15 protein-coding genes and 1 pseudogene are annotated in these 22,764 nt (G+C 70.8%); 7 read left to right on the plus strand and 9 right to left on the minus strand.

The window, feature by feature from the left end; translation table 11 throughout:
• From ACFWEE_RS08420 to ACFWEE_RS08455, 8 genes are all read right to left on the minus strand, one after another.
• Nucleotides 1–945 carry an ABC transporter permease subunit gene (locus tag ACFWEE_RS08420; RefSeq protein ID WP_386887555.1) on the minus strand — a complete coding sequence of 315 codons (945 nt, stop codon included), beginning with the start codon at nt 943–945 and terminating at the stop codon, nt 1–3.
• Nucleotides 938–1,870, minus strand: coding sequence for an ABC transporter permease (locus ACFWEE_RS08425; protein WP_386887556.1), 933 nt, complete (start codon nt 1,868–1,870; stop codon nt 938–940). Before ACFWEE_RS08425 ends, ACFWEE_RS08420 begins: the two co-directional genes overlap by 8 nt.
• A 168-nt stretch (nt 1,871–2,038) precedes the next feature.
• Complete coding sequence (locus ACFWEE_RS08430) at nt 2,039–3,676, minus strand: ABC transporter substrate-binding protein (RefSeq protein ID WP_386887558.1); 1,638 nt, start codon at nt 3,674–3,676, stop codon at nt 2,039–2,041.
• A gap of 476 nt (nt 3,677–4,152) precedes the next feature.
• Nucleotides 4,153–6,024 carry a translational GTPase TypA gene (gene typA / locus ACFWEE_RS08435; RefSeq protein WP_386887559.1) on the minus strand — a complete coding sequence of 624 codons (1,872 nt, stop codon included), beginning with the start codon at nt 6,022–6,024 and terminating at the stop codon, nt 4,153–4,155.
• A 396-nt stretch (nt 6,025–6,420) separates the two neighbouring features.
• Nucleotides 6,421–8,838 carry an ABC transporter family substrate-binding protein gene (locus ACFWEE_RS08440; RefSeq protein WP_386887561.1) on the minus strand — a complete coding sequence of 806 codons (2,418 nt, stop codon included), beginning with the start codon at nt 8,836–8,838 and terminating at the stop codon, nt 6,421–6,423.
• Between the two features lie 378 nt (nt 8,839–9,216).
• Nucleotides 9,217–9,768: an isochorismatase family protein gene (locus tag ACFWEE_RS08445; RefSeq protein WP_386887563.1), complete on the minus strand. Its 552-nt coding sequence runs from the start codon at nt 9,766–9,768 to the stop codon at nt 9,217–9,219.
• Between the two features lie 93 nt (nt 9,769–9,861).
• Nucleotides 9,862–11,343: an MFS transporter gene (locus tag ACFWEE_RS08450; protein WP_386887565.1), complete on the minus strand. Its 1,482-nt coding sequence runs from the start codon at nt 11,341–11,343 to the stop codon at nt 9,862–9,864.
• On the minus strand, nt 11,340–11,819 hold the full coding sequence (locus ACFWEE_RS08455) for a MarR family winged helix-turn-helix transcriptional regulator (protein ID WP_386887567.1): 480 nt from the start codon (nt 11,817–11,819) through the stop codon (nt 11,340–11,342). The genes ACFWEE_RS08450 and ACFWEE_RS08455 overlap by 4 nt, the downstream gene beginning before the upstream one ends.
• A 497-nt stretch (nt 11,820–12,316) precedes the next feature.
• Between ACFWEE_RS08455 and ACFWEE_RS08460 the strand changes: the two genes are divergently transcribed.
• A complete protein-coding gene (locus ACFWEE_RS08460) occupies nt 12,317–13,387 on the plus strand; it encodes a LacI family DNA-binding transcriptional regulator (RefSeq protein ID WP_386887568.1) in 1,071 nt (356 codons plus the stop codon).
• 151 nt (nt 13,388–13,538) lie between these two features.
• Here the strand turns inward: ACFWEE_RS08460 and ACFWEE_RS08465 are convergent.
• Nucleotides 13,539–14,537, minus strand: a pseudogene (locus ACFWEE_RS08465) (acetylxylan esterase); the annotation flags it as partial.
• Between the two features lie 269 nt (nt 14,538–14,806).
• On the opposite strand from ACFWEE_RS08465, the gene ACFWEE_RS08470 reads away from it, so the two are divergent.
• From ACFWEE_RS08470 to ACFWEE_RS08495, 6 genes are all read left to right on the plus strand, one after another.
• Nucleotides 14,807–16,054, plus strand: a complete 1,248-nt coding sequence (locus tag ACFWEE_RS08470) for a sugar ABC transporter substrate-binding protein (protein WP_386887570.1) — start codon at nt 14,807–14,809, stop codon at nt 16,052–16,054.
• 5 nt (nt 16,055–16,059) lie between these two features.
• Nucleotides 16,060–17,058 carry a carbohydrate ABC transporter permease gene (locus ACFWEE_RS08475; RefSeq protein WP_386887572.1) on the plus strand — a complete coding sequence of 333 codons (999 nt, stop codon included), beginning with the start codon at nt 16,060–16,062 and terminating at the stop codon, nt 17,056–17,058.
• A complete protein-coding gene (locus tag ACFWEE_RS08480; RefSeq protein ID WP_386887574.1) occupies nt 17,055–17,993 on the plus strand; it encodes a carbohydrate ABC transporter permease in 939 nt (312 codons plus the stop codon). The genes ACFWEE_RS08475 and ACFWEE_RS08480 overlap by 4 nt, the downstream gene beginning before the upstream one ends.
• 209 nt (nt 17,994–18,202) lie before the next feature.
• Nucleotides 18,203–19,405, plus strand: a complete 1,203-nt coding sequence (locus tag ACFWEE_RS08485; RefSeq protein ID WP_386887575.1) for a glycoside hydrolase family 1 protein — start codon at nt 18,203–18,205, stop codon at nt 19,403–19,405.
• A gap of 338 nt (nt 19,406–19,743) precedes the next feature.
• On the plus strand, nt 19,744–21,885 hold the full coding sequence (locus ACFWEE_RS08490) for a TPM domain-containing protein (RefSeq protein WP_386887577.1): 2,142 nt from the start codon (nt 19,744–19,746) through the stop codon (nt 21,883–21,885).
• 111 nt (nt 21,886–21,996) lie between these two features.
• Nucleotides 21,997–22,710 carry a PspA/IM30 family protein gene (locus ACFWEE_RS08495; protein WP_386887579.1) on the plus strand — a complete coding sequence of 238 codons (714 nt, stop codon included), beginning with the start codon at nt 21,997–21,999 and terminating at the stop codon, nt 22,708–22,710.
• Nucleotides 22,711–22,764: the final 54 nt, after the last annotated feature.

Genomic DNA, 22,764 nt, shown 5'->3' on the forward strand with positions numbered 1-22,764 from the left:
TTATCGCGTCTTCGGGTCGAGGGCGTTACGGACGGCTTCGCCGAGCATGATGAACGCCAGGACGGTGAGGCTGAGCATGATCGACGGGTACAGCAGGATGTGCTGCGCCACCCGGATCTGGCTCGCGCCGTCGGAGATGTCCATGCCCCACGAGACCGTGGGGGAAGCGAGGCCGAGGCCCAGGTAGGACAGGGTCGCCTCGGCGGAGATGTAGACACCGAGCGAGATGGTCGCGACGACGATCACCGGGGCCATCACGTTCGGCAGGATGTGCCGGAACAGGATCCGGTTGGTCCCCGCGCCCAGCGCCCTGGCCGCCTGGACGAAGTCGGCCTGCTTGACGGTGATCACCGCACCGCGCATCACACGGGCGATCTGGGTCCAGCCGAGGAAGGCCAGCGCCATGACGACCACCAGGATGGAGCGCTCGGTGAACGCCTGGAGGACGACCATCGAACCGAGCAGGAAGGGCACGCCCAGGAAGACGTTGGTGAACCCGGAGAGGACCGCGTCGATCCAGCCGCCGAAGTAACCGGCGAGCATGCCGATCAGTCCGCCGAACACGGTCACCAGCAGCGTCACGCCGAGGCCCACGATCACCGAGGCACGGGTGCCGTAGATGACACGCGCGTAGACACTGCGGCCCTGGCCGTCGTAGCCCAGCCAGCCGTCCGAACCGACCTTGCCCAGTTCGGGCTTGCTGAGGAAGTGGTGCACGAGGTCGCCCGCGGTGGGCGACGCGCTGGTGAACCAGCTCGGGAACGCCGTGATGACGAGCAGCAGCAGGATGAGGACGGCCGAGATCAGGAAGTACCAGTTGCGGCGCAGGTCGATCCAGGCGTCGCCCCAGAGGCTGCGCGCCTTCTCGGTCTTGACGGCCTCGACGGGCTCGGCCGCGGACGTGGGGTCCTCGGGGGTGGTCGCGGTCTTGGTCATGTCAGGCATACCGGATCCTCGGGTCCAGGACCGCGTACAGCAGGTCGACGATGAGGCTCATGACGAGGTAGACGAGCACCAGGATGGTGACCAGTCCGACGAGGGTGGTGCCCTCGCGGCGGACGATCGACTCGAAGATGGTGCCGCCGATCCCCTTCACGTTGAACAGGCCTTCGGTGACGACCGCGCCACCCATCAGGGCGCCGAGGTCCGTGCCGAGGAAGGTGACGACCGGGATGAGCGAGTTGCGCATCAGGTGCACGCCCACGATGCGGCGCTTGGGCAGGCCCTTGGCGACCGCGGTACGCATGTAGTCGGCGCGCAGGTTCTCCGCCATGGTCGTCCGGGTGAGCCGGGCGACGTAGGCGAGCGAGAGCGAACCGAGCACGATGCCCGGGGTGAAGAGCTCGCCCCAGGTGGCGTCGTTGGAGACGTTGGGCGAGATCCAGCCCAGCTGGAACGCGAACACCGACTTGACGAGGAAGCCGATCACGAAGACGGGCATCGAGATGATCAGCAGCGTGAAGATGAGGACGATGTTGTCCGTCAGCTTGCCGGCGCGCAGACCGGCGATCATGCCGAGTCCGACGCCGATGACGATCTCGATGACGAAGGCGATGCCGGCGAGTCGCAGGGTGACCGGGAACGCGTCGCCGAGAACGTCGGTGACGGGCCGTCCACTCGCTATCTGGTCGCCGAAGTCGAAGTGGAAGAGAATCCCCTTCATGTAATCCCAGTACTGCACCAGGATCGGCTGATCCAGCCCGAGTTGGTGTCTCATCGCCGCGACGGTCGCCGGGTCGGCGCCCTTGTCCCCGAAGAGCCCGCGCACGGGGTCGCCGGGCAGCGTGTAGACCATCAGGAAGATCAGCAGGGTTGTCCCGATGAAGACCGGGATCATCTGGAGCAGTCGTCGTACGACATAGCGCCCCATCGTGCCTCCATGTAAATCGGCAGCGGCAGCCGACGGGCCCTCCCGTGCGACGGACCTCCCCGATGGGTCGGTCCGAGGTGCGGAAGGGCCCCCCGGCCACTGCGTGCAGGCTTTGGTACAGGTCCGATGTCAGTTCGGTCCGGTACCGGCCCGCTGACTACGTCGGTGTTACTTCTTGACCTCGACACCGGTCAGGATCGGGTCGCCGTCCTGCGCGTACTCGACGTTCTGGACCTTCTCCGAGTAACCGGCGTTGACCTTGTAGTACCAGAGCGGGATGGTCGGCATGTAGTCGACCAGTTCCTTCTCGATCTGCTGGTAGGCCTTGACCGACTCGTCGAGCGAGGCGGCGGAGTCCGCGGCCTTGATCTGCGCGTCGAGCTCCTTGTTGGAGAAGCCGCCCTGGTTACCGGCGGCGCCGGTCTTGAACAGGTCGCTGATGAAGTTGGCGTTGACGGGGTAGTCGAGCACCCAGCCACTGCGGTAGAAGGACTTGACCTCCTTCGCGTCACGCGCGTTCAGGTCGGCCTGGAAGTCCGTCTTGGAGTCGCCGACGCACTCGACGCCGGTCGCCTGCTTGATGCTGTTGCAGACGGCCTCGACCCACTCCTTGTGACCGCCGTCGGCGTTGAACTGGATGAAGACCTTGTTGCCCGGAACACCGCCACCCTCCTTGATGAGGGCCTTGGCCTTGGTCGGGTTGTAGGTCGTGACGTCACCCGCGACGTTGTCCTGGTAGCCGAGGACGCCCTTGGCGACCCAGCCGGTCGCCGGCTCACGCGTGCCCTGCAGGACCGTCTTGGTGATGGTGTCGCGGTCGATCGCCATCGAGAGGCCCTGGATGACCTTCGGGTCGACGTTCTTGAACGTCGGCGAGTAGAAGGCGACGCCCAGCGTCTGGATGGCGGAGTACGCCTTGTCCACGGCGCGGTCGCCGAGGTCGGTCTTGTAGACCGGGAGGTCCTTCGGCGCGAGCTGGCGCAGCACGTCGACGTTGCCGGACTTCAGGTCCTCGTAGGCGGTCTCGAGGGTGGTGTAGTTCTTGAAGATCACACCACCGTTCTTCGCCTTGTCCGGACCCTGGTAGTCGTCGTTGCGGACGACCTTGATCTGCTTCTTGTGGTCCCAGCTGACGAACTTGTACGCGCCGTTGCCGATCGGCTTCTCGCCGGCGGCCTTCGGGTCCGCGTAGAAGGACTCGGGCAGCGGCGAGAAGACCGTGTAGCCGAGCTTGTACGAGAAGTACGGCAGCGCGGAGTTGAGCTCGATGGTGAACGTGTTGTCGTCCACGACCTTCAGGCCGGACATGGCGTCGGCCTTCGGCTTGGCGCCCTCACCGTCGGGGTGCACGTCCGCGTAGCCCTTGATGTCGCTGAACCACGACGCGTTGGTCTGCGCGTTGGTGATGTTCGCGGCCCAGTTCCAGGCCTTGACGTAGGACTCCGCCGTGACGGGGGTGCCGTCGTGGAACTTCCAGCCGGCCTTCAGCTTGACGGTCCACAGCTTCGAGTCGGTGGTGTCCACGGACTCGGCGTTGACCATCTCGAGCTTGCCGGAGGGGTCGTAGTCCACGAGCTGCGAGAAGATCGCGTCCGTGACGATGCTGCCGTTCGACTCCATCGTGTTGGCCGGCTGCAGCGGGTTCTGCGGCTCGCCGACCTCGATGGAGAAGATCCCGTTCGGGTCGACCGCGCCCTTGGCGCTCCCGCTGTCCTTGGCGTCGTCGTTGCCGCCGCCACAGGCCGTTGCGGCCAGGGCGATGATGGCCGCTCCCGCGACCCACTTGGCGCTCTTGGCACCGCGCATGGGTTTCCTCCTCATGAGTCCACTTATGACTACAAGAGGGGCACCTCTCGCCCATCCCCTCCCCTCTAAGGGTGACGGGCATGGTGCCCCAAGTGTGCTCGTGAGTCGGCGCACTCCCCACAGTGCGTGACCCATTGACCCGAGCTCAATGCAGCCAACTATTGGGCACCGCGAGGCTGTAAACCACACTTAAAGGGTCTCGGTTTGACAACATCACTCCGCCCCCTATGACCGAAATCCGGACAAACTGAGTCCAGACAGACACCCCCGAAACGGACTGTTAACACATGTTCCGGAGAGCAACGCCCGATAACCGGACACAGAAGTGACGAAAATCAATTGACGAAGGCCCGGCCTCCCACAGTGTCTGCGGGAGGCCGGGCCTCGTGTCAATGCTCTGGAACGGGTTCAGTCCCGCGCCCGACGATCTCCGGCCAGTGGCCGAAAGTGATCGACGCTCGTTGCGTGACCGGTGGTCAGCGCTTGGCGCGCGACGCGGTGCGACCGCGCTCCTTGGCGTCCAGGACGACCTTGCGGATACGCACGGTCTCCGGGGTCACCTCGATGCACTCGTCCTCGCGGCAGAACTCCAGGGACTGCTCCAGGGAGAGCTTGCGGGCCGGAACCACGTTCTCCGTGGTGTCGGCGGACGCCGCACGCATGTTGGTGAGCTTCTTCTCCTTGGTGATGTTGACGTCCATGTCGTCGGCGCGGGAGTTCTCGCCGATGATCATGCCCTCGTACACCTCGGTGCCGGCCTCCGTGAAGATGACACCGCGCTCCTGCAGGTTGACCATCGCGAACGGCGTGACCGAACCGGCGCGGTCGGCGACGAGCGAACCGTTGTGACGGGTGCGCAGCTCGCCGAACCACGGCTCGTGGCCCTCGAAGATGGAGTGCGCGATGCCGGTGCCGCGGGTCTGGGTGAGGAACTCCGTACGGAAGCCGATGAGGCCGCGGGACGGAACGATCCACTCCATGCGGACCCAGCCGGAGCCGTGGTTCGTCATGGTCTCCATGCGGCCCTTGCGGGTCGCCATGAGCTGGGTGATGGCGCCCAGGTGCTCGTCGGGCGAGTCGATGGTCATGCGCTCGATGGGCTCGTGCGTCTTGCCGTCGATCTGCTTGGTGACCACCTCGGGCTTGCCGACGGTCAGCTCGAAGCCCTCGCGGCGCATCTGCTCGACCAGGATGGCCAGCGCGAGCTCACCGCGGCCCTGGACCTCCCAGGCGTCCGGGCGCTCGGTGTCGAGGACGCGGAGCGAGACGTTACCGATCAGCTCGCGGTCCAGACGGTCCTTCACCTGGCGGGCGGTGACCTTGTGGCCCTTGCCGCCCTTGCCGACGAGCGGCGAGGTGTTGGTGCCGATGGTCATCGAGATGGCCGGCTCGTCGACCGTGATCAGCGGCAGCGCGATCGGGTTCTCGGGGTCGGCCAGCGTCTCGCCGATCATGATGTCGGCGATACCGGCGATGGCGCAGATGTCACCGGGGCCCGCGACCTCGGCCGGCTTGCGGGTGAGCGCCTCGGTCATGAGGAGCTCGGTGATGCGGACGTTCTGCTGGCTGCCGTCGCGCTTGATCCAGGTGACGGTCTGGCCCTTGCGCAGCTCGCCCTGCTCGACGCGGCAGAGCGCGATACGGCCGAGGAAGTTGTCGGCGTCCAGGTTGGTGACGTGGGCCTGGAGCGGCGCGGCCTCGTCGTACTCCGGAGCCGGGACGTGCTCCAGGATGGTGTTGAAGAACGGCTCCAGGTTCTCGCTGTCCTGGGGGACGGTGCCGTCCTCCGGCTTGGTCAGCGAGGCGACGCCGTCACGGGCGCAGGCGTAGACGATCGGGAACTCGATCTGGTTCTCGTCCGCGTCCAGGTCCAGGAACAGGTCGTACGTCTCGTCGACGACCTCGGCGATGCGGGAGTCGGGACGGTCCGTCTTGTTGATGCAGAGGATGACCGGCATCTTCGCCGCGAGCGCCTTGCGGAGCACGAAGCGGGTCTGCGGCAGCGGGCCCTCGGAGGCGTCGACGAGCAGGACGACCGCGTCCACCATCGACAGGCCGCGCTCGACCTCACCACCGAAGTCGGCGTGGCCGGGGGTGTCGATGATGTTGATCGTGATCGGTTCCCCGCCGGCCTTGGGGTGGTACTTCACCGCCGTGTTCTTGGCGAGGATCGTGATGCCCTTCTCACGCTCCAGGTCGTTCGAGTCCATCATGCGGTCGTCGAGGCTCTCGGCGGCGTGCGCGGCGAAGGCACCGGCCTGCTTGAGCATGGCGTCGACCAGCGTGGTCTTGCCGTGGTCGACGTGGGCGACGATGGCTACGTTACGGATGTCGTGGCGCGTGGGCATGGGTGGAATGCGCTTCTCTCGGATCGTGGGATCAGGCGTCGCAGTCGGTCTCAGGTCCTCGTACGCCCCGCCGGGCTGACACGCCACGGCTTGTCCCATGGTACGGGCCAGCCGCGCGCGGGGCTTCCCGGCCCGATCCGCGAGACCGCTCTTCCCCCAGGATTCAACGGATATTCAGCGGTGGGGACCGGTCCAGGACCGGCCCCGAGGTCCCGTGAGAGGCCGCCGGAACCGCCCCGCACCCCCGGTCCGGCCCCCCTGTCCGGCCTCCCGCCCGTGCCCGGACAGCAGGCCCGGACAGCAGGCCCGGACACGACCGTGCCCGCCGGAGCGGTCCGGCGGGCACGGGGGCGGTACGGGCGGGGTGGGGGCCCGGAGGAGGCCCCGGGCGCGGCACTACTCGGTCAGACGGGCCGGGGCGCCCGCGGCCTTCTTGCCCTTGAATCCGATGTCCTGGTAGCGCGGCGTCCCGAAGCCGAAGGCGCCGACGTTCACGAGCTTCTTGTCGACCGCGACCAGCTGCGGGCGCTGGTAGAGCGGAATCGAACCGGCGGCGGCCCAGATCCGTGCGTCCGCCTGCTTCATCAGGTCGCGCGAGGCCTTCTCGTCCAGGGTCGCGACGGCGCGGTCGAAGAGCTGGTCGATGTAGTCGGTGCCGACCCGGGTGTAGTTCTGCTCGACGACCAGCGATCCGTCCGAGGCCGGTACGGGCTTGGCGAAGATGGGGCGGCCGTCCGTGGCGGGGTAGGCGCTGGCCGGCCACGAGTACAGGGCCAGGTCGTACTCACCGGCGGCGATGTGGTCCTTGAAGTAGCTCGCGTCGGAGACCTTGGTGATCACCGTGGAGATGCCGACCGAGTCCAGCATCGCCGCGATCCGCTCGCCGACCTTGCGCAGGGCCGCCGACTCGGCGCCCGAGGGGAGCACGAACCGGAGGCTCAGCGTCTTGCCGTCCTTGCCGATCCTGCTGCGTACGGGCGCGTGCCGGGCGGGTGCGGCGGTGCCCACGGGGGCGTACAGGCCGGGGGCTCCCCCGGCCTTGCGGTCCCGGAGGGAGGCCTGGGCGGCGGAGTCGTCGTCGCCCGGCTTGTTGTCGTCCCCGACGACATAGCGCCCGGCGTTCCCGGTGTCGGCCTTCTCGTCGGCGGCGGCCTTGTCGGTGGCGGCCTTGTCGGTGGCGGCCTTGTCGGCGGTCGTCCCGGTGGCGGTGGTCGCCCCGGTGGCGGCCTTGTCGGTGCTGCCGGTGCCGGTGCTGCCGGTACCGGTCGACGCCGCGTCCGTGGTCTCCGCGTCGGTCTTCGCGGCTTCCGTCGCCTCCGCGCCCGCCGCGCCGTCCGAGGACTCCTCCGAGGCGTCCGCGTCCGCCTCGTCCTCCGCGTCCGCCGAGGCGGAGGCCTTCGCCTTCGTCCCGGCCTCACTGCCGGCGTCGGTGCCCTTGGGCTTCCGGGTGCCGCCGCCCGGGGTCCAGCCCGCGTCCGCGAGCAGGGCCAGGGCCTCCGCGGTGTCCTGGTCGCCGATGGCGCCGCTGCTGTCCGTGTACCCGGGCTGGCCGAGCATGGCGAGGTGGCTGCCGAGCGGCTCGGAGGGCAGTCCCAGCGGCTTCAGGACGGAGTCGGCGATCTCCTGGCGGTCGATCGCGCGGGCCACCGCCCGGCGCACCCGTTCGTCGGCCAGCGGGCCGGACTCCCCGTTGAGCGCCAGCTGCGTGTAGGCGGGCTCCAGGGATTTGCGTACGACGTAGGAGCGCAGGCCCGCCTGCTCGGCCTCGTACGCCTCGATCGCCTCCTGGGTCTTCTCCCGGGCGGCCTGCGCGATCTCGGCCGCCTCCTCGTCCGAGCCGTGCGCGAGCGCCCAGGAGCGCAGGGCGGCGGCGGGGGTGAGGTCGGCCTGGGGGCCCTGGGCGAGCGGGCGGCCGTTGCGGCCGTCGTCGTGGGTGGCGAGGCGGATGCGCTGGGCGTCGTGCCCGTCGATGTCGGCCACGTCGACCGTGCCCGCGGCGAGCGCGTCGCCCCGGTCCTTGGGGGCGACCGCGCGGAAGACGATCTTCTCCAGCTTCGCCACGTCGCCCCACCAGCGGGGGTCGCGGACGAGGGTGACGGTCTTGGTGTCCTTGTCCACGGAGCGGAGCCTGAACGGTCCGGCGGTGTTCTTCAGGGTGGTACGCGCGCCGTCGTTGAAGGAGTCCGGGGAGCCCATGACCTCCTTCGGGTACAGCGGCGAGAAGAGCGAGCGCCAGTCGCCGTACGGCTTCGAGAAGGTGACCCGGACCTGGAGGTCGTCGTGGCCGCGTTCGATCTTCTCGATCCGCTCGTACCCGGCGTTGCGCGCGGTCCAGTACGCGGAGTCCTTGCCGCTCAGCGCGCGCCACTGGGCGACGAAGTCCGGGGCGCCGATCTCGCGGCCGTCGCTCCACACCGCGCGCTGGTTGAGCTTGTAGAGGACGACCTGCTTCGGTTCCCGGTCGATGACCTTCGCGGATTCCAGGTAGTCCGGGTTGAGCCTGGGCTGTCCCGCCGCGTCGAGCGGGAAGAGGTTCGGCAGGAGCGCGCCGGTGATCCGGGTGGTGGAGCCGTCCGCGTCCGCCTGGAAGGTGTTGAGGGTGGCGGGCACCGCGTCGACGGCCCAGTTCAGGGTCGAGCCCTGCGAGATCGCGCCGCGGGCGGCCGGGGCGATGTCCTGGGGGACGCCGGCGGCTGCCTTCTCGTCTCCGGAGCCGCAGCCGGCCAGGGCCGGGATGGTGAGTACACCCGCGGTGAACAGCGCGAGGGTGCGGCGCTTGCGGGCGGTCCCGCGCGGGACGCCGACGTGGGACATGGCTGATACCTCCGGGGCCGGAAAGGACCACCCCGTACCGGAATGGACCGGATGACAGTTACCTGACGATCTGATGGCATTAGCGGTTGATCACACCGCTGGCACCTCCCCACTGAAAGCGCCTGCGCGCGTGGGGCGTCACCGACACGTCGGCCGGACGGGAAAGCTCACCCGCGCGGAGGCAGCGGTGTGCGCCGTCCGGGGCCCTGGGCGTGCGTGCGGCAGTCGCCCGGCGCACGGCGGTCCGACGCGGCGTGCGGACCGGGCTCCGGACGCACCCGTGCCCCGGGTCCGGCGGTTTCGCCGGGTCCGGGGCACGGAAGGGGCCATACCGGCCGTACGCGCGAGGAGGCGCGTCGGGCCGGGGTCGGGGAGGGATCAGCCGAGGAGCTTGATGATCTCCGCGGTGGTGGCGGTCTCACCGAGGCGCGGGAAGATCTTCTCGACCGAGTTGGCGTGCGAGTCGGCGTCCATGTCGCTGATGGCGTCGGTCACGACGGTGACGTTGTAGCCGTACTCGCTGGCGAAGCGGGCCGTGGACTCGACACCGATGCTGGTGGCGACACCGAGCAGCACGATCTGGGTGATGCCGCGGCGGCGGAGCTGGAGGTCCAGGTCGGTGCCGTAGAAGGCGCCCCACTGCTGCTTGGTGACGACGATGTCGCTGTCCTGGCGGCCGAGGCCGGGGACCAGGTCGGCCCAGTCGGCCGGCGGCGTGCCGCCGCCGTGGCCGGCCTCGGTGCGGCCCGGGGCGCCGCCGGTGACGCGTACCAGCACGACCGGCAGGTCCTTGGCACGGAAGGCCTCGGAGAGCTCGGCGGCCTTGGCGACGATCTCGTCACCCGGGTGGATGATCGGGAGGTCCAGGATGCCCTTCTGCAGGTCGATGACGACGAGCGCGGTCTTCGCGTCGAGGGTGGTGGCGGTCATGGGACGTACTCCTTGCTGTGTGGTCCGGCCCGTTGGTACGGGGCCGGGGCAGTGCGGTCCTACGGGAGGTGCGGTCGTTCAGGGGTGTGGTCTTCAGTGGGTCTGCGGGGTGCGCAGCGCCCGGTCGGTGAGGGTCAGGCCGATCAGCAATACCCCGAGTCCGGCGGCGATCCACGCCATCAGGTGCAGACCGGCGTCCGTGGCGGCCTGGCCGTAGGCGAGGGCGATCATGCTGGAAGCGGTGATCGCGCCGATGTACTGCGCGGTGCGCTGGAGCCCGGCCGCCGAGCCGATGGACTCGGCCGGGGAGAACTGCGCGACCGCCGCCTGGTTGCTCGTACCGATCAGCCCCTGCGGGATGCCGAAGCAGGCGCCCGCGAGCAGGAGCAGGACGAGCGGGGAGTCCCCGGAGAGGAAGACCAGGACCACCGAGCCGACGGTGAGCAGCAGGCAGGCCAGCGTGAGCGGCCCCCGGATACCCTTCGTCCGGGCCCCGAGGAGCGAGCACGCCAGGGCGGCGACGGACATCGGGAGCATCAGCAGTCCGGTCTCGCCGGAGGAGAACCCGCGGACCTCTTCGAGCCACTGCGTCAGTCCGTACATCACGCAGTAGACGAGCAGGTAGCCGAGGCCGTGCCGCAGGTAGGTGCGGGTGAGCGCGCCGTTGGAGACGAGCACCCGCAGGTCGATGAAGGGCTTGGGGTTCCGCAGCTGCCACCGGATCAGCACGGCGCCGACCACCACGAAGGGCAGCAGCAGCCACCAGTTCGGGTGGGCCAGGTCGAGCAGGAAAAAGGCGAGCAGCGTGAGGGCGGTGGAGAAGAGCCCGATGCCGAGCGGGTCGATGTCCGTCTTCGGACGGCTGCCGTCCGCGGCGAGCGCCCGGGGCCGGTCGGCCGGGATCCACCGGAGCGCGGTGACGAGCGCGATCAGCGCGACCGGCACGTTGACCGCGAAGATGCCCCGCCAGCCGACGAGCATGACCAGCACGCCGCCGAGCGTCGGGCCGACGGCGGTGCTGCCGACCGCGGCGAACGAGAGCCGGGCGAGGACCGGGCGGGGCGGGGTACGGCCGACCCTGATGCCCTCGTGGCGGAGGATCGACATCGAGGCCGGGTAGGCGGCGGCGCTGCCGATGCCCAGCAGCAGCCGGGAGACGAGCAGCCAGGTGAAGGAGAGGGCGAAGGCGCCGACCAGCCCGGAGACCAGGACCACAACCAGCCCGGCGACGAAGACCCGGCGCGGGCCGATGGAGTCGGCGAGCTTGCCGAGCACCGGCTGCGCGACGGCGCTGGTGAGGTAGAGGACGGAGATCAGCCAGGCGGTACCGGCCGCGCCCACGTGGTAGCTGTGCCCGATCGCGACCAGGGCGGTCGAGATCATGGTGGTGTTGAGCGGGTTGACCAGCGAGCCGATCAGCAGGGGCGCCGTGAGACGGCCGCCGAAGCCGGGCCGCCCGGGGGCCGGGGACGCGCTGCCCGCGCTCTTGGCCGGGGTGGCGGGACCGGCGGTTCCGGTCGCCGCCGGGGGTATGAGCGGCGAGGTCGCGGCCCGCGTGCCGCGCCCGGCGCTCACTGCTCCACCAGCCGGTTGAGGAGGGTGACGGCCGTGGCGACGGTCTGCCGCTCGGACTCGTCCATCTCCGCGCCGAGCGCCTCGGCCAGCCAGTCGTGCTTGGCGGCCCGGACACCGGCGAGGGTGGCCCGGCCCGCCTCGTTGACGGAGACGAGCGACTTGCGCCCGTCCTCGGGGTCGGGGGCCCGGTCGACCAGTTCCTGGCTCTCCAGCGCGGCGAGCGTCAGCCGCATGGACTGCGGGCGTACGTACTCGGCCCGCGCGAGGGCCGCCGTGGTGGCGGGCCCGTCGCTCTCCAGCCGGGCCAGCACGGACCGCTGCGACGGGGTGAGCAGGCTCTCGGCGGACTCGGTGCGCAGCTTGCGGAGCAGCCGGCTCACCACCGCCGCGAGCCGCACGGCCACCACGTCCGGAGCGGGATCGTCCGCTGGGGGCGTGACCGGCTGCGCGGCTGAGGTTTCGGTCGTATCGGGCATTTCTCCACCGTAGAAGATGGGTAGACCATCTTGCAAGTTTGCCTGTCTATCTTCTCGGACCCGCGGAGCCCTAGGGCGTGTGTCGAAAGTGGCGCCGTCCGCCCGGAGGGCGGGTCCGGCGGCGTCCGGTGCGTGCGATCGCAAGGCGGAGGGTCGCCCCGATACTGGATGTACCGGGGCGATCCCGACAACGCGGCGAGCGTGCGTGCCGGGCGTCGCCGGACAGGCGGGACTTTCGACACACGCCCTAGACGCCACCGGGGCCACCGGCGCCACCGGTCGGTCCGATTCCCCGCTTCAGGTGATGTCCGGAACGTCACCTTGTGCCTCCGCATCCCCGCGATCTAGGGTGAATGCGCTTTCATCACGCGTTTTCCGCTCCCGCACCTTCCGACCGTGCGGGCACCGGTCGCGCGCGGTGGCGGCATCAGAGGCAGGCAGCCGGCGCACGCTTCGGGCATGTGGCCGCGAACGAAGAAGCGGACGGTCCCGGTCGAGTGAGTGCCCCCACGGTGTACGACGTCGCGGAGCGATCCGGCGTCTCCATCGCCACGGTCTCCCGTGTGTACCGCACCCCGGACTCGGTCCGGCCCCAGACCCGGGAGCGGGTCCTGGCGGCGGCCCGGGAGCTGGGCTACGTACCCAGCGGGAACGCCCGGGGCCTGGCCAGCCGCACCACCGGCGTGCTGGGCCTCTGCTTCCCCGACTACGCCGACCCGGACGCCGAGACGGCGGCGGCGCTCAAGGACGGCGACGACGACAACGCCGTGATGCTCTACTCCGACCAGATCATCCGGGGCATGGAACGGGCCGCTCGCCGGCACGGGTACGCCCTGCTGATCGCCGCCTCGCTCGACGGCGGACCCGAGAGTCTGGTGGCGAAGGTCGCGGGACGGGTCGACGGCTTCGCGGTCCTCGCGCGGACCGTGCCGACCGAGGACCTCGACGTCATCTCGCGCCGCCTCCCGGTCGTGATGCTCGCCGGCCCCCGCGAGATAGACCACCTCGACCACGTGGAGGTCGCCAACCGGGACGGCGAACGCGAACTCGCCCGGCACCTCATCGACCACCACGGGCTGCGCCGCCTGGTCTTCGTCGGCGGCGAGGCGGACTCCCCCGACGCGGAGGCCCGGTTCGACGGCTTCCGGGAGGCGTGCCGGGAGACCGGGCTGCCCGTACCGGACCAGCCGGAGCTGCGCGTCGCCATGATGACCCAGGCCGAGGGCGCCCGCGCCGCCGAGGCGCTGCTCGACCGCGCGGACGAGGCCGGGACCGTCCGGCCCGAGGCGATGCTCTTCGCCAACGACCAGATGGCCGTGGGGGCCCTCCAGGCGCTGGAGCGCCGGGGGGTGCGGGTGCCGGAGGACATCGCGGTGACCGGCTTCGACGGCATCCCGCTGAGCCGTCTCGTACGCCCCACCCTGACCACGGTCCGCCAGCCCATCCGGCGGCTCGGCGAGGAGGCGGCGGAGCTGCTGGTGCGGCGCCTCGGCGACCGCGACCGCGAACCGGTCTCGGTGGAGCTGCCGGTGGCCCTGGCCCGCCGCGAGAGCTGCGGCTGCGGGTAGCGGGAGCCGGGGCGGGCCACACCCGCGGTCTCTCCGCCGGGGAACCGCCTGAGGGATGACCCGCACGCTTCCCGCCGGTGCCGCGCTTCCCGCCGGCGGCGCGCTCCCCGGCCGCGCCGCGCTCCCCGGCCGCGCCGCGCGTCACCCCCCCGAGATGCGCGCCGAAGAACCGTTGCCGGTGGGCGCGCAGCTCCCGGATCTCGTCCGCGATGCCCCGGTACGTGAAGTGCCCCGCGGTCAGCACGCGCAGCTCCCGCGTCCCGGCCAGCGCGTTGTACACGGCGAACTGGCCGGGCGGCGGTACGGCGGGGTCGAACAGGGCCGCGGCGACCAGCGTCGGCAGGGTCAGCCGGGTGGCGGCGGTCGCCGCGTCGAAGTACGCCAGCACCTCGGTGACTTCGGGGTGTTCCCGGTGGTGGGCGCGGACCGCCTCGCCGCTGCCGGTGCACGGGAGCGTGAGGCGCAGCGGGTGGTTGCCGAAGGTCGGCACGGTGAGCTGGGCGGCACCGAACCGCGCGTCCCAGGGCAGCGCGAGGGCGCCGAGCCCGCCGCCGAAGCTCTCGCCGAGGTAGCCGAGGCGCGGCGCTCCCGGCAGCGCCAGCTCGGGGGCGAGCGCGAGCAGCGCGGAGGCGGCGCACCAGAGGTCGGCCACGCACCCGCCGATGACGTACGTGTCGCGGGAGCCGATGCCGGAGAGGACGTGGGCGCCCGCGGTGTCCGGGATGCCCGGGACGCGTCCCCGGGTGCCCATCCCGCGTACGCAGGGCAGGATCGCCGCGGCCCCGGGCAGCGGGAGCGGCAGGTCCGGGCCGGGCCGGTCGCGCCCGCCGTAGCCGTGTCCGACGACGAAGCCGTACCGGGCCGCGCCACCGCCTCCGGGCGGCGACGTGCCGTCCGGAAGGGCGACCCAGCCGCCCAGCCGCACCCCGCCGACCGAGGTGTACGTCACCCCGTGGACGCGTACGCCGTCCCGCACCTCCTCCACCGGGCCGAGCTCCGGCGCGGTGTCGACCGCGAGGGCTTCCTCGTACCGGCCGCGCCAGAACGCCTCGAAGCCCTCGGGGGCGGCGGGGGCGGGCACGTCCAGCAGGCTCTCGCGGGTGTGGCCGTGGCGCGGGTCGAAGGGGTACGCGTGGGCGAGTGAGGACATGCGCACGACCGTAGCGACCCTTCGGGGCCCGCGTCGTGCCGCGTGGATCCGGGCCCGACCCCGCCCTCCGCCAAGCCTGACGAATCGGTCACACCAGTTCATCTTTCACATACCTGACCCTTACCGTTCCAAAGGAACCTTCCACATGTCCGGGACTTTGCCGGAATGTGACGCAGAACCCTCTTGCGGATTTCTGAACGTGTGCCGCACAGTGATGTATGCGCTTACAGGCAGCGCATACATCAGGATTGCTCAAGGAGGAGCCCTCCATGCCCCGCACCGCCAGAATCACCGTCTCCGCCGGGATAGCCGCGGCTCTCGCCTTCGGCATGACCGCCTGCGGCGGCTCGGGTGGCGACTCCGTCGCCGCCGACCAGAAGCAGACGCTGACCGTCTGGGCCATGGGTGCCGAGGGCGAGAAGCTCGCCGACGTCGCCAAGGTCTACGAGAAGGCCCACCCCAACGTCACGGTGAAGGTCACTCCGGTCGGCTGGGACGTCGCCCACCAGAAGCTGGTCTCCGCCGCCGCCGCCGGCACCATGCCGGACGTGGCCCAGATGGGCGGCAGTTACCTGGGCGAGTTCTCCGACCTCGGTGTGCTGGAGCCGGTCGACACCAAGACCTTCGACCAGAAGGACTTCTTCCCGTCGGGCTGGAGCCAGGGCGAGGTGGACGGCACCGCCTACGGCGTGCCGTGGTACGTCGACACCCGTGTCCTCTACTACCGCACCGACCTGGCGGCGAAGGCGGGCATCACCAAGGCTCCGACCACCTGGAAGGAGATGCAGGCCCTCGCCACCGCGTACCAGAAGGACGCGGGCACCAAGTGGGGCCTCTCCATCCAGCCCAGCGGCCTGGACACGGTGCAGAACTTCTACCCGTTCCTGTACTCGGCCGGCGGCGACATCATCGACGACAAGGGCAAGGTCGTCATCGACAGCCCGGCCGCCGTCAAGGCGCTGAAGGAGTACGGCTCCTACTTCGACAAGGGCCTCTCCAACAAGTCGGTGCAGCCCGGCTACGACGTGGTGAAGGACTTCGGCAACGGCCGCGTCCCGATGTTCTTCGGCGGTCCGTGGCACGTGACCCTCCTCGACGAGGGCCAGCCGCAGCTGAAGGGCAAGTGGGCCGTGGCGAACGTGCCGGCCGACGCGTCCTCCACCTCGATGGCGGGCGGCTCCTCCCTGGTGATCTCCAAGGACAGCGAGCACAAGGCCGCGGCCACCGAGTTCATCAAGTACCTCACCGGCACCGAGGGCCAGGCCGACTGGTACCAGCGCACCAAGGACCTGCCCGCGAACACGAACGCGTGGACCTCCGGCACCCTCGCCGACGACGCCGACCTCCAGGTCTTCAAGAAGCAGATGGACACCGCCAAGGCGTCCCCGACGCTCTCGAACCTGACGGAGATCACCGACAAGGTCGACCAGGCCATCGCCAAGGTGACCCAGGGCAAGGCTTCGGCCGAGGACGCGCTGAAGACCGCGCAGTCCCAGATCGAAAGCCTCGTGAAGTAGGAGCCATGAGCACCGTGACCGGAAAGGCCGCGCAGACGGCCAAGGGACCGCAGGGGCGGGCGACCGCGAAGTCGCCCGCCGCCGGGCCCGGCGCATCGCAGGGCCGTCAGGTCCGCAGGAAGCCGCTGGGGAGGCAGAACGCGGCGGGATGGCTCTTCTCCACCCCGTTCCTCGTCCTGTTCCTCGTCTTCATGGCCTTCCCGATCCTCGCCACCCTGGTGATGAGCTTCACCGACTTCGGGCTGCGCAACGTGACGCACCCGCTGGACGCGAAGTTCATCGGCTTCGAGAACTACGTCAACCTCTTCGGTGACGACAAGTTCCTGCGGTCGCTCCTCAACACCGGGTACTTCGTGGTCGTCGGCGTGCCGCTGACCATCGTGATCGGCCTGGTCGTCGCCGTGCTGCTGAACAACGGCATCGACCGCGCCCGGACGTTCTTCCGGGTGGGCTTCTACGCCCCGGTGGTCACCACCATCGTCGCGGTCGCCGTGGTGTGGCGGTTCGTGCTCGACCCGAGCGACGGCCTGATCTCGGGCCTGTTCTCCGAAGTCGGCCTGACCGGGCCGGACTTCCTCGGGTCCGAGGCGCTCGCCATGCCGTCGATGATCGCCATGGCGGTCTGGCGGAACGTCGGTACGGTCATGGTGCTCTTCATCGCCGGCCTCCAGGCCATCCCGACCGAGGTCCGGGAGGCCGCGCGCCTCGACGGCGCGGGCGTCTGGGCGGAGTTCAGGAACATCACCGTCCCGCTGCTGCGGCCGACGATGCTCTACGCCACGGTCATCACCACCATCGGCTACCTCAACGTCTTCGAGGAGCCGTTCGTGATGACCCAGGGCGGGCCCTCCGACTCGACCCTCACCGTCTCGCTGAACATGTACCGCGAAGGCTTCAACTTCTTCCACATGGGTTACGCCAGTGCCATGGCGTACGTCCTGTTCGTGGTGATCATGGCCATCACGGTGCTCCAGCTCCGACTGCTGAAGGACAACACCAAATGAGCGCCACCAACGCACCCGGCACGCTGCGGACGGCGCCGTCGAAGGAGCAGCGCCCGTCGAAGGGCTCCGCGTCCAGGGGCTCCGCGTCGCAGGCGGGGAAGCCGCGCTCGGGCTTCCGTCCCGGCCGCGTCCTCGTCTACGTGCTGCTCTCGGCCGGACTGCTGGTCATGTCCGCGCCGTTCCTCTGGATGGCGCTCTCCTCCTTCAAGACCACGGCCGACCTCTCGGCCAGCCCGCCGGTCTGGGTCCCGTCCACCTGGACGCTGGACAACTTCCGCGAGCTGCTCGACAAGCTGAACCTGCCGCTGTACTTCATGAACTCCGTGATCGTGGCGGTGCTGGTCACCGTCTGCAATCTGGTGTTCTGCTCGATGCTCGGCTACGCGCTGGCCAAGCTGAAGTTCGCCGGCCAGAACAAGATCTTCGGTCTGGTGCTGGGCGCGCTGATGGTGCCGGGCAACCTGATGCTGCTGCCGCTCTTCGTCCTGATGAGCAAGCTCGGCCTGATCGACTCGTACGCCGGTCTGGTGCTGCCGTTCGCGGCGGGAGCCTTCGGGGTCTTCCTGATGCGGCAGTTCATGCAGGCGATCCCGGACGAGCTGCTGGAAGCGGCCCGGATGGACGGCGCCGGAGAGTGGTACATCTTCTGGCGCATCGTGATGCCGCTGGTGAAGCCCGCCCTCGCGACCCTGTCGATCTTCACCTTCCTCGGGTCGTGGAACAACTTCGTCTGGCCGCTGATCGCGACCAACGACCCGGACAAGTACACGCTGCCGGTCGCGCTCGCGACCTTCGCCACCGACCCGAACAAGGCCGGCGGATCGAACGGCGTGCTGATGGCCGGTGCCTTCCTCGTCGTCCTGCCGGTGCTGATCCTCTTCATCGCCCTGCAGCGCCACTTCACCCAGGGCATCGCCACCGCCGGCATGAAGTAGGGCCCGCCCGCCGGGCAGGCCGCCCCGGTCCGTGCCCCGCCCGGCGCGGACCCCCCTGACACCTGCACGACCACGCACCACCCGTACGACTCCGCACCACAAGCACCACAAGCACCACAAGCACCACAAGCACCACCCGCACCACCCGCACGGGCCGCGCACGGAGAGCCGCGAGCCCGCCCCCTCACGCACCAGAAGGACACTCCGCGATGACGCACACCCCGGTCCCGTTCCCCGAAGGCTTCCTGTGGGGCGCCTCCACCGCCGCCCACCAGATCGAGGGCAACAACACCAACAGCGACTGGTGGGTCAAGGAGCACTCCACCGGCACCCACATCCAGGAGCCCAGCCTCGACGCGTGCGACAGCTACCACCGCTGGGACGAGGACATGGACCTGCTGGCCTCCCTCGGCTTCACCGACTACCGGTTCTCCATCGAGTGGGCGCGCATCGAGCCGGCCGAGGGCCACTTCTCCCGCGCCGAACTGGCGCACTACCGCCGCATGGTGGAAGGCGCCGTCGCCCGCGGCCTGCGCCCGATGATCACCCTGCACCACTTCACCGTGCCGCAGTGGTTCGAGGCGCGCGGCGGCTGGACGGCCGAGGGCGCCGTCGAGCTGTTCGCCCGGTACGTCTCCGCCTGCGCCCCGGTCATCGCCTCGGACGTCAGCCACGTCTGCACCATCAACGAGCCGAACATGATCGCCGTGATGGCGGGCCTCGCCAAGCGCGGCGAGATCGGCTTCCCGCCGGCGGGTCTGCCCTTCCCCGACGACGAGACCACCGTCGCCGTCATCGCCGCGCACCACGCGGCCGTGAAGGAGGTCCGCGCGATCGACCCGGCCATCAAGGTCGGCTGGTCCGTCGCCAACCAGGTCTACCAGGCCGAGCCGGGCGCCGAAGAGGTCACCGCCGCCTACCGCCAGCCGCGCGAGGACGTCTTCATCGAGGCGTCCCGCGGCGACGACTGGATCGGCGTGCAGTCCTACACCCGTACGAAGATCGGCGCCGACGGCCCGATCCCGGCGCCCGCCGACGTCGAGCGCACCCTCACGCAGTGGGAGTACTACCCCACCGCGGTCGGCCACGCGCTGCGCCACACCGCCGAGCTGGTCGGCCCCGAGGTCGCGCTGATCGTGACCGAGAACGGCATCGCCACCGACGACGACACCCGCCGCGCCGACTACTACGCCGGTGCGCTGAACGAGGTCGCCGCCGCCATGGAGGACGGCCTCAACATCCAGGGCTACCTGGCGTGGAGCGCGCTCGACAACTACGAGTGGGGCTCGTTCAAGCCGACCTTCGGCCTGATCGCGGTGAACCTGGAGACGTTCGAGCGCACCGCCCGCGACTCCGCGAAGTGGCTGGGCTCGCTCGGCCGCACCCGCGAACTCCCGCGCCTCGCGGGCTGATACCTGCCGCGGCGGCCCGGAAGAACCGCCGTCGCGGCCCTGAACGGGGGAGTCCCTGACCGGCTCCCCACCCGGTGCGGACGGCGGTCCTGACCCGCCGCCGGCCTCCACCGAACCACGCCCCGGCGCGGCCGAAGCCCACACTCCGGCCGCGCCGTCGGCATGTCCGAAAGCGTTTCGCCCCGTGCCACGGCGCGATCGCGTCACGTCCCGTCCCCCGATCGGACCGGCCCCCGCCTCGGACCGGCCCCCGCCTCGGACCGGCCCCTTCCTCGACCCCGCGCCCCCGCCGGATGCTCGGGTCGCGAGGGCGCAAAGGTGGCCATAGCCTCCTGGATGTGACGCCACCCGCGACCCGTGTCCGCAGCTCCCGCCCGTGCCGGGCCCTGCTCGGCGTGCTGTTCGCGGCCTGCTGGCTGGCCGCCGGGACCGCCGCTCCGGCGCGGGCCGACAACCCCGTCACGCTCTCCCGGGACGGGCAGATCACCGACCGGACCGGGGCGCTCGGGGACCGTACCGGCGAGGTGGAGGCGGCCCTCGACTCCCTCTTCGACGAGCGGCGGGTGCAGCTGTTCGTCGTGTACGTACGCGACTTCTCCGGCCGCTCCTCGCAGAGCTGGGCCGACGAGACCGCCACCCGCAACGGGCTGGGACAGGACGACGTGCTGCTGGCCGTCGCCACCCACGACCGGCAGTACGCGTACTCCGTGGACGAGGCGTCCCGGCTCACCGACGCCCAGCTGAGGGACGTGGCGAGCACCGCCGTCGTCCCGGCACTGCGGGTGAACGACTGGGCGGGTGCGGCGATCGGCGCGGCGAACGGTTACTCCGCCGTGCTCGCGGGGCAGCCGGTGCCCTCGCCGTCCCTCTCCCCCGGCCCTTCCGATCCCGGGTCGAGCGGTTCGGGCGGCACCGACGCCGGTGACTTCCTGCTCCCGGTGGTCCTGCTGGCCGCGGTCGTCGCGGTCGCGGCGTACGCCTTCGCACGGCGCAAGCGGCGGGCGAAGACCCGTACGACTCCGGCCGCCACCGGCTGGGGCACCGCGGCACCCGGTGCGGCGGCCGGCGAACCGCCCACTCCGCTGCCCGAGCTGGACGCCCGCGCCAGGGAGCTGCTGGTGGAGACGGACGACGCGGTGCGCACCAGCGAGGAGGAACTGGGCTTCGCCTCGGCCCAGTTCGGCGATGAGGCGGCGGCACCGTTCGCGGCGGCGGTGACACGTGCCAAGAGCGAGCTGACCGCGTCCTTCCGGCTGCGCCAGCAGCTCGACGACGCCATCCCGGAGGACGAGCCGACCCAGCGCCGGATGCTGGCGGAGATCATCAGCCGCTGCACCGCCGCCGACGAGCAACTCGACGCGGTGTCCGCCGACTTCGACCGGCTGCGGGACCTGGAGCAGAACGCCCCGCAGGCACTGTCCGAGGTGGAGGCGACCTTCCGCGACCTCGCGGGCCGGGCGGCGACGGCGGGTTCGACGCTGGACGCGATGCGTACCCGGTACGCGCCCTCGGCCGCCGCCCCCGTCGCGGACGACGTCGAACAGGCCAAGGAACGCCTGGTCTTCGCCACCTCCTCCCTCAACCAGGCCCGCCAGGCCGTGGACGGCGGCGACAACTCCCGGGCCGCCGTGTTCGTACGGGCGGCGGAGAGCGCGGTGCGCCAGGCAGCGACCCTGGTGGACGCCGTGGAGCGGCGGGCCGCCGAACTCGCCGAGGCCGCCTCCCGCATCCCCGCCGCGCTCACCGAGATGGAGGCGGACCTCGCGGACGCGCACGGGCTGCTGCGCGGCACCGCGCAGGGCGTGTCGACGGCCGACCTCCAGGGGCGGATCGGCCGGGCGGAAGCGGTGCTGGAGGACGTGCGCGGCGAGGTGGCGGGCGGACCGTACGACCCCATCGACGCGCTGCGCCGCCTGGAGGAGGCGGACGCGGCGCTCGACGAGTCGCTGGCCGGGGCGCGCGAGCGGGACCAGGGCAACACCCGGGCCCGGCCGCTGCTGGACCAGGCGATGCTCACCGCCCGCTCGGCGATCTCGGCCGCCGCCGACTACATCACCACGCACCGGGGCGCGGTCGGCAGCCAGGCCCGCACCCGGCTCGCGGAGGCCCAGCGCCACGCGGAGCAGGCCGGGCAGCTCGCCGCGGGCGGCGATCCGCAGCGCGCGCTGGCCGAGGCGCAGCGGGCCGACGCGCTGGCCGGGCAGGCCCAGGCCCTCGCCGAGCAGGACGTACGCGCCTTCGACAGCCGTTCCGGTCCGGGCGGGACGCGCGGCGGGGGCGGCGGGATGGGCGGGGCCGTACTGGGCGGCATCCTCCTCGGCGGACTCCTCGGCGGCGGCGGGCGGGGCGGTGGCCGCGGGTTCGGCGGCGGCTTCGGCGGGGGCGGTGGGTTCGGTGGGGGCGGCTTCGGCGGCGCGGGGCCCGGCAGCTTCGGCGGCGGAGGCACGCGGGGCCGCAGAGGCGGTGGTGGCCGCTTCTGACCGGGCGCCGTCCCCGTACGGCCGCACAGGTCCCTCCGTGTTCCGCCTCCCCCGCACGCCGTCCCCGGCTTCCGTCCCCACCCGCCGTCCCGTTCCAGGAGAGGAGCTCCCATGTCGAAGCAGACGATTCTCGGCCGTGTCACCCAGCTCGCGAAGGCGAACATCAACGCGCTCATCGATCAGGCCGAGGACCCGCAGAAGATGCTGGACCAGCTGATCCGCGACTACACCAACAACATCGCGGAGGCCGAGCAGGCGGTCGCCGCCACCATCGGCAACCTGCGGCTGATGGAGCAGGACCACGCGGAGGACGTGGCGGCGGCGAAGGAGTGGGGCGGCAAGGCGCTCGCGGCCAGCCGCAAGGCGGACGAGCTGCGGACCGCGGGCTCGGCGGCGGAGGCGGACAAGTTCGACAACCTCGCCAAGGTCGCGCTGGGCCGCCAGCTCCAGTCGGAGAAGGAGGCGCGGACGGCCGAGCCGACGATCGCCTCGCAGACCGAGGTGGTGGACAAGCTCAAGGCGGGGCTCGACCAGATGAAGGCCAAGCTGGGCGAGTTGAAGGCGAAGCGGGACGAGCTGGTGGCCCGCGCCAAGTCCGCCCAGGCCCAGAACCGGATGATGGACGCGGTGAAGTCGATCGACGTGCTCGACCCGACGAGCGAGCTGAACCGCTTCGAGGAGAAGGTCCGGCGCGAGGAGGCGAGGGCGGTGGGCAAGCAGGAGCTGGCCGCTTCCTCGCTCGACGCGCAGTTCGAGCAGCTGGACGCCCTGGGCGACAGCGCGGAGGTCGAGGCGCGCCTCGCCGCGCTGAAGTCCCCGTCCTGAACGAGGAGCGACGAAAGGGGCGGGGCGGCCTCGTGCCGGCCCGCCCCTTTCGTC

The sequence above is a fragment of the Streptomyces sp. NPDC060184 genome, assembly GCF_042728795.1.
Taxonomy (GTDB): Bacteria; Actinomycetota; Actinomycetes; order Streptomycetales; family Streptomycetaceae; genus Streptomyces.

What these genes read in the sequence shown, in the direction of transcription:
- ACFWEE_RS08420 (WP_386887555.1), bottom strand. Translation starts at nt 945, where the DNA reads ATGCCTGACATGACCAAGACCGCGACCACCCCCGAGGACCCCACGTCC.
- ACFWEE_RS08425 (WP_386887556.1), bottom strand. Translation starts at nt 1,870, where the DNA reads ATGGGGCGCTATGTCGTACGACGACTGCTCCAGATGATCCCGGTCTTC.
- ACFWEE_RS08430 (WP_386887558.1), bottom strand. Translation starts at nt 3,676, where the DNA reads ATGCGCGGTGCCAAGAGCGCCAAGTGGGTCGCGGGAGCGGCCATCATC.
- typA (WP_386887559.1), bottom strand. Translation starts at nt 6,024, where the DNA reads ATGCCCACGCGCCACGACATCCGTAACGTAGCCATCGTCGCCCACGTC.
- ACFWEE_RS08440 (WP_386887561.1), bottom strand. Translation starts at nt 8,838, where the DNA reads ATGTCCCACGTCGGCGTCCCGCGCGGGACCGCCCGCAAGCGCCGCACC.
- ACFWEE_RS08445 (WP_386887563.1), bottom strand. Translation starts at nt 9,768, where the DNA reads ATGACCGCCACCACCCTCGACGCGAAGACCGCGCTCGTCGTCATCGAC.
- ACFWEE_RS08455 (WP_386887567.1), bottom strand. Translation starts at nt 11,819, where the DNA reads ATGCCCGATACGACCGAAACCTCAGCCGCGCAGCCGGTCACGCCCCCA.
- ACFWEE_RS08470 (WP_386887570.1), top strand. Translation starts at nt 14,807, where the DNA reads ATGCCCCGCACCGCCAGAATCACCGTCTCCGCCGGGATAGCCGCGGCT.
- ACFWEE_RS08475 (WP_386887572.1), top strand. Translation starts at nt 16,060, where the DNA reads ATGAGCACCGTGACCGGAAAGGCCGCGCAGACGGCCAAGGGACCGCAG.
- ACFWEE_RS08480 (WP_386887574.1), top strand. Translation starts at nt 17,055, where the DNA reads ATGAGCGCCACCAACGCACCCGGCACGCTGCGGACGGCGCCGTCGAAG.
- ACFWEE_RS08485 (WP_386887575.1), top strand. Translation starts at nt 18,203, where the DNA reads ATGACGCACACCCCGGTCCCGTTCCCCGAAGGCTTCCTGTGGGGCGCC.
- ACFWEE_RS08495 (WP_386887579.1), top strand. Translation starts at nt 21,997, where the DNA reads ATGTCGAAGCAGACGATTCTCGGCCGTGTCACCCAGCTCGCGAAGGCG.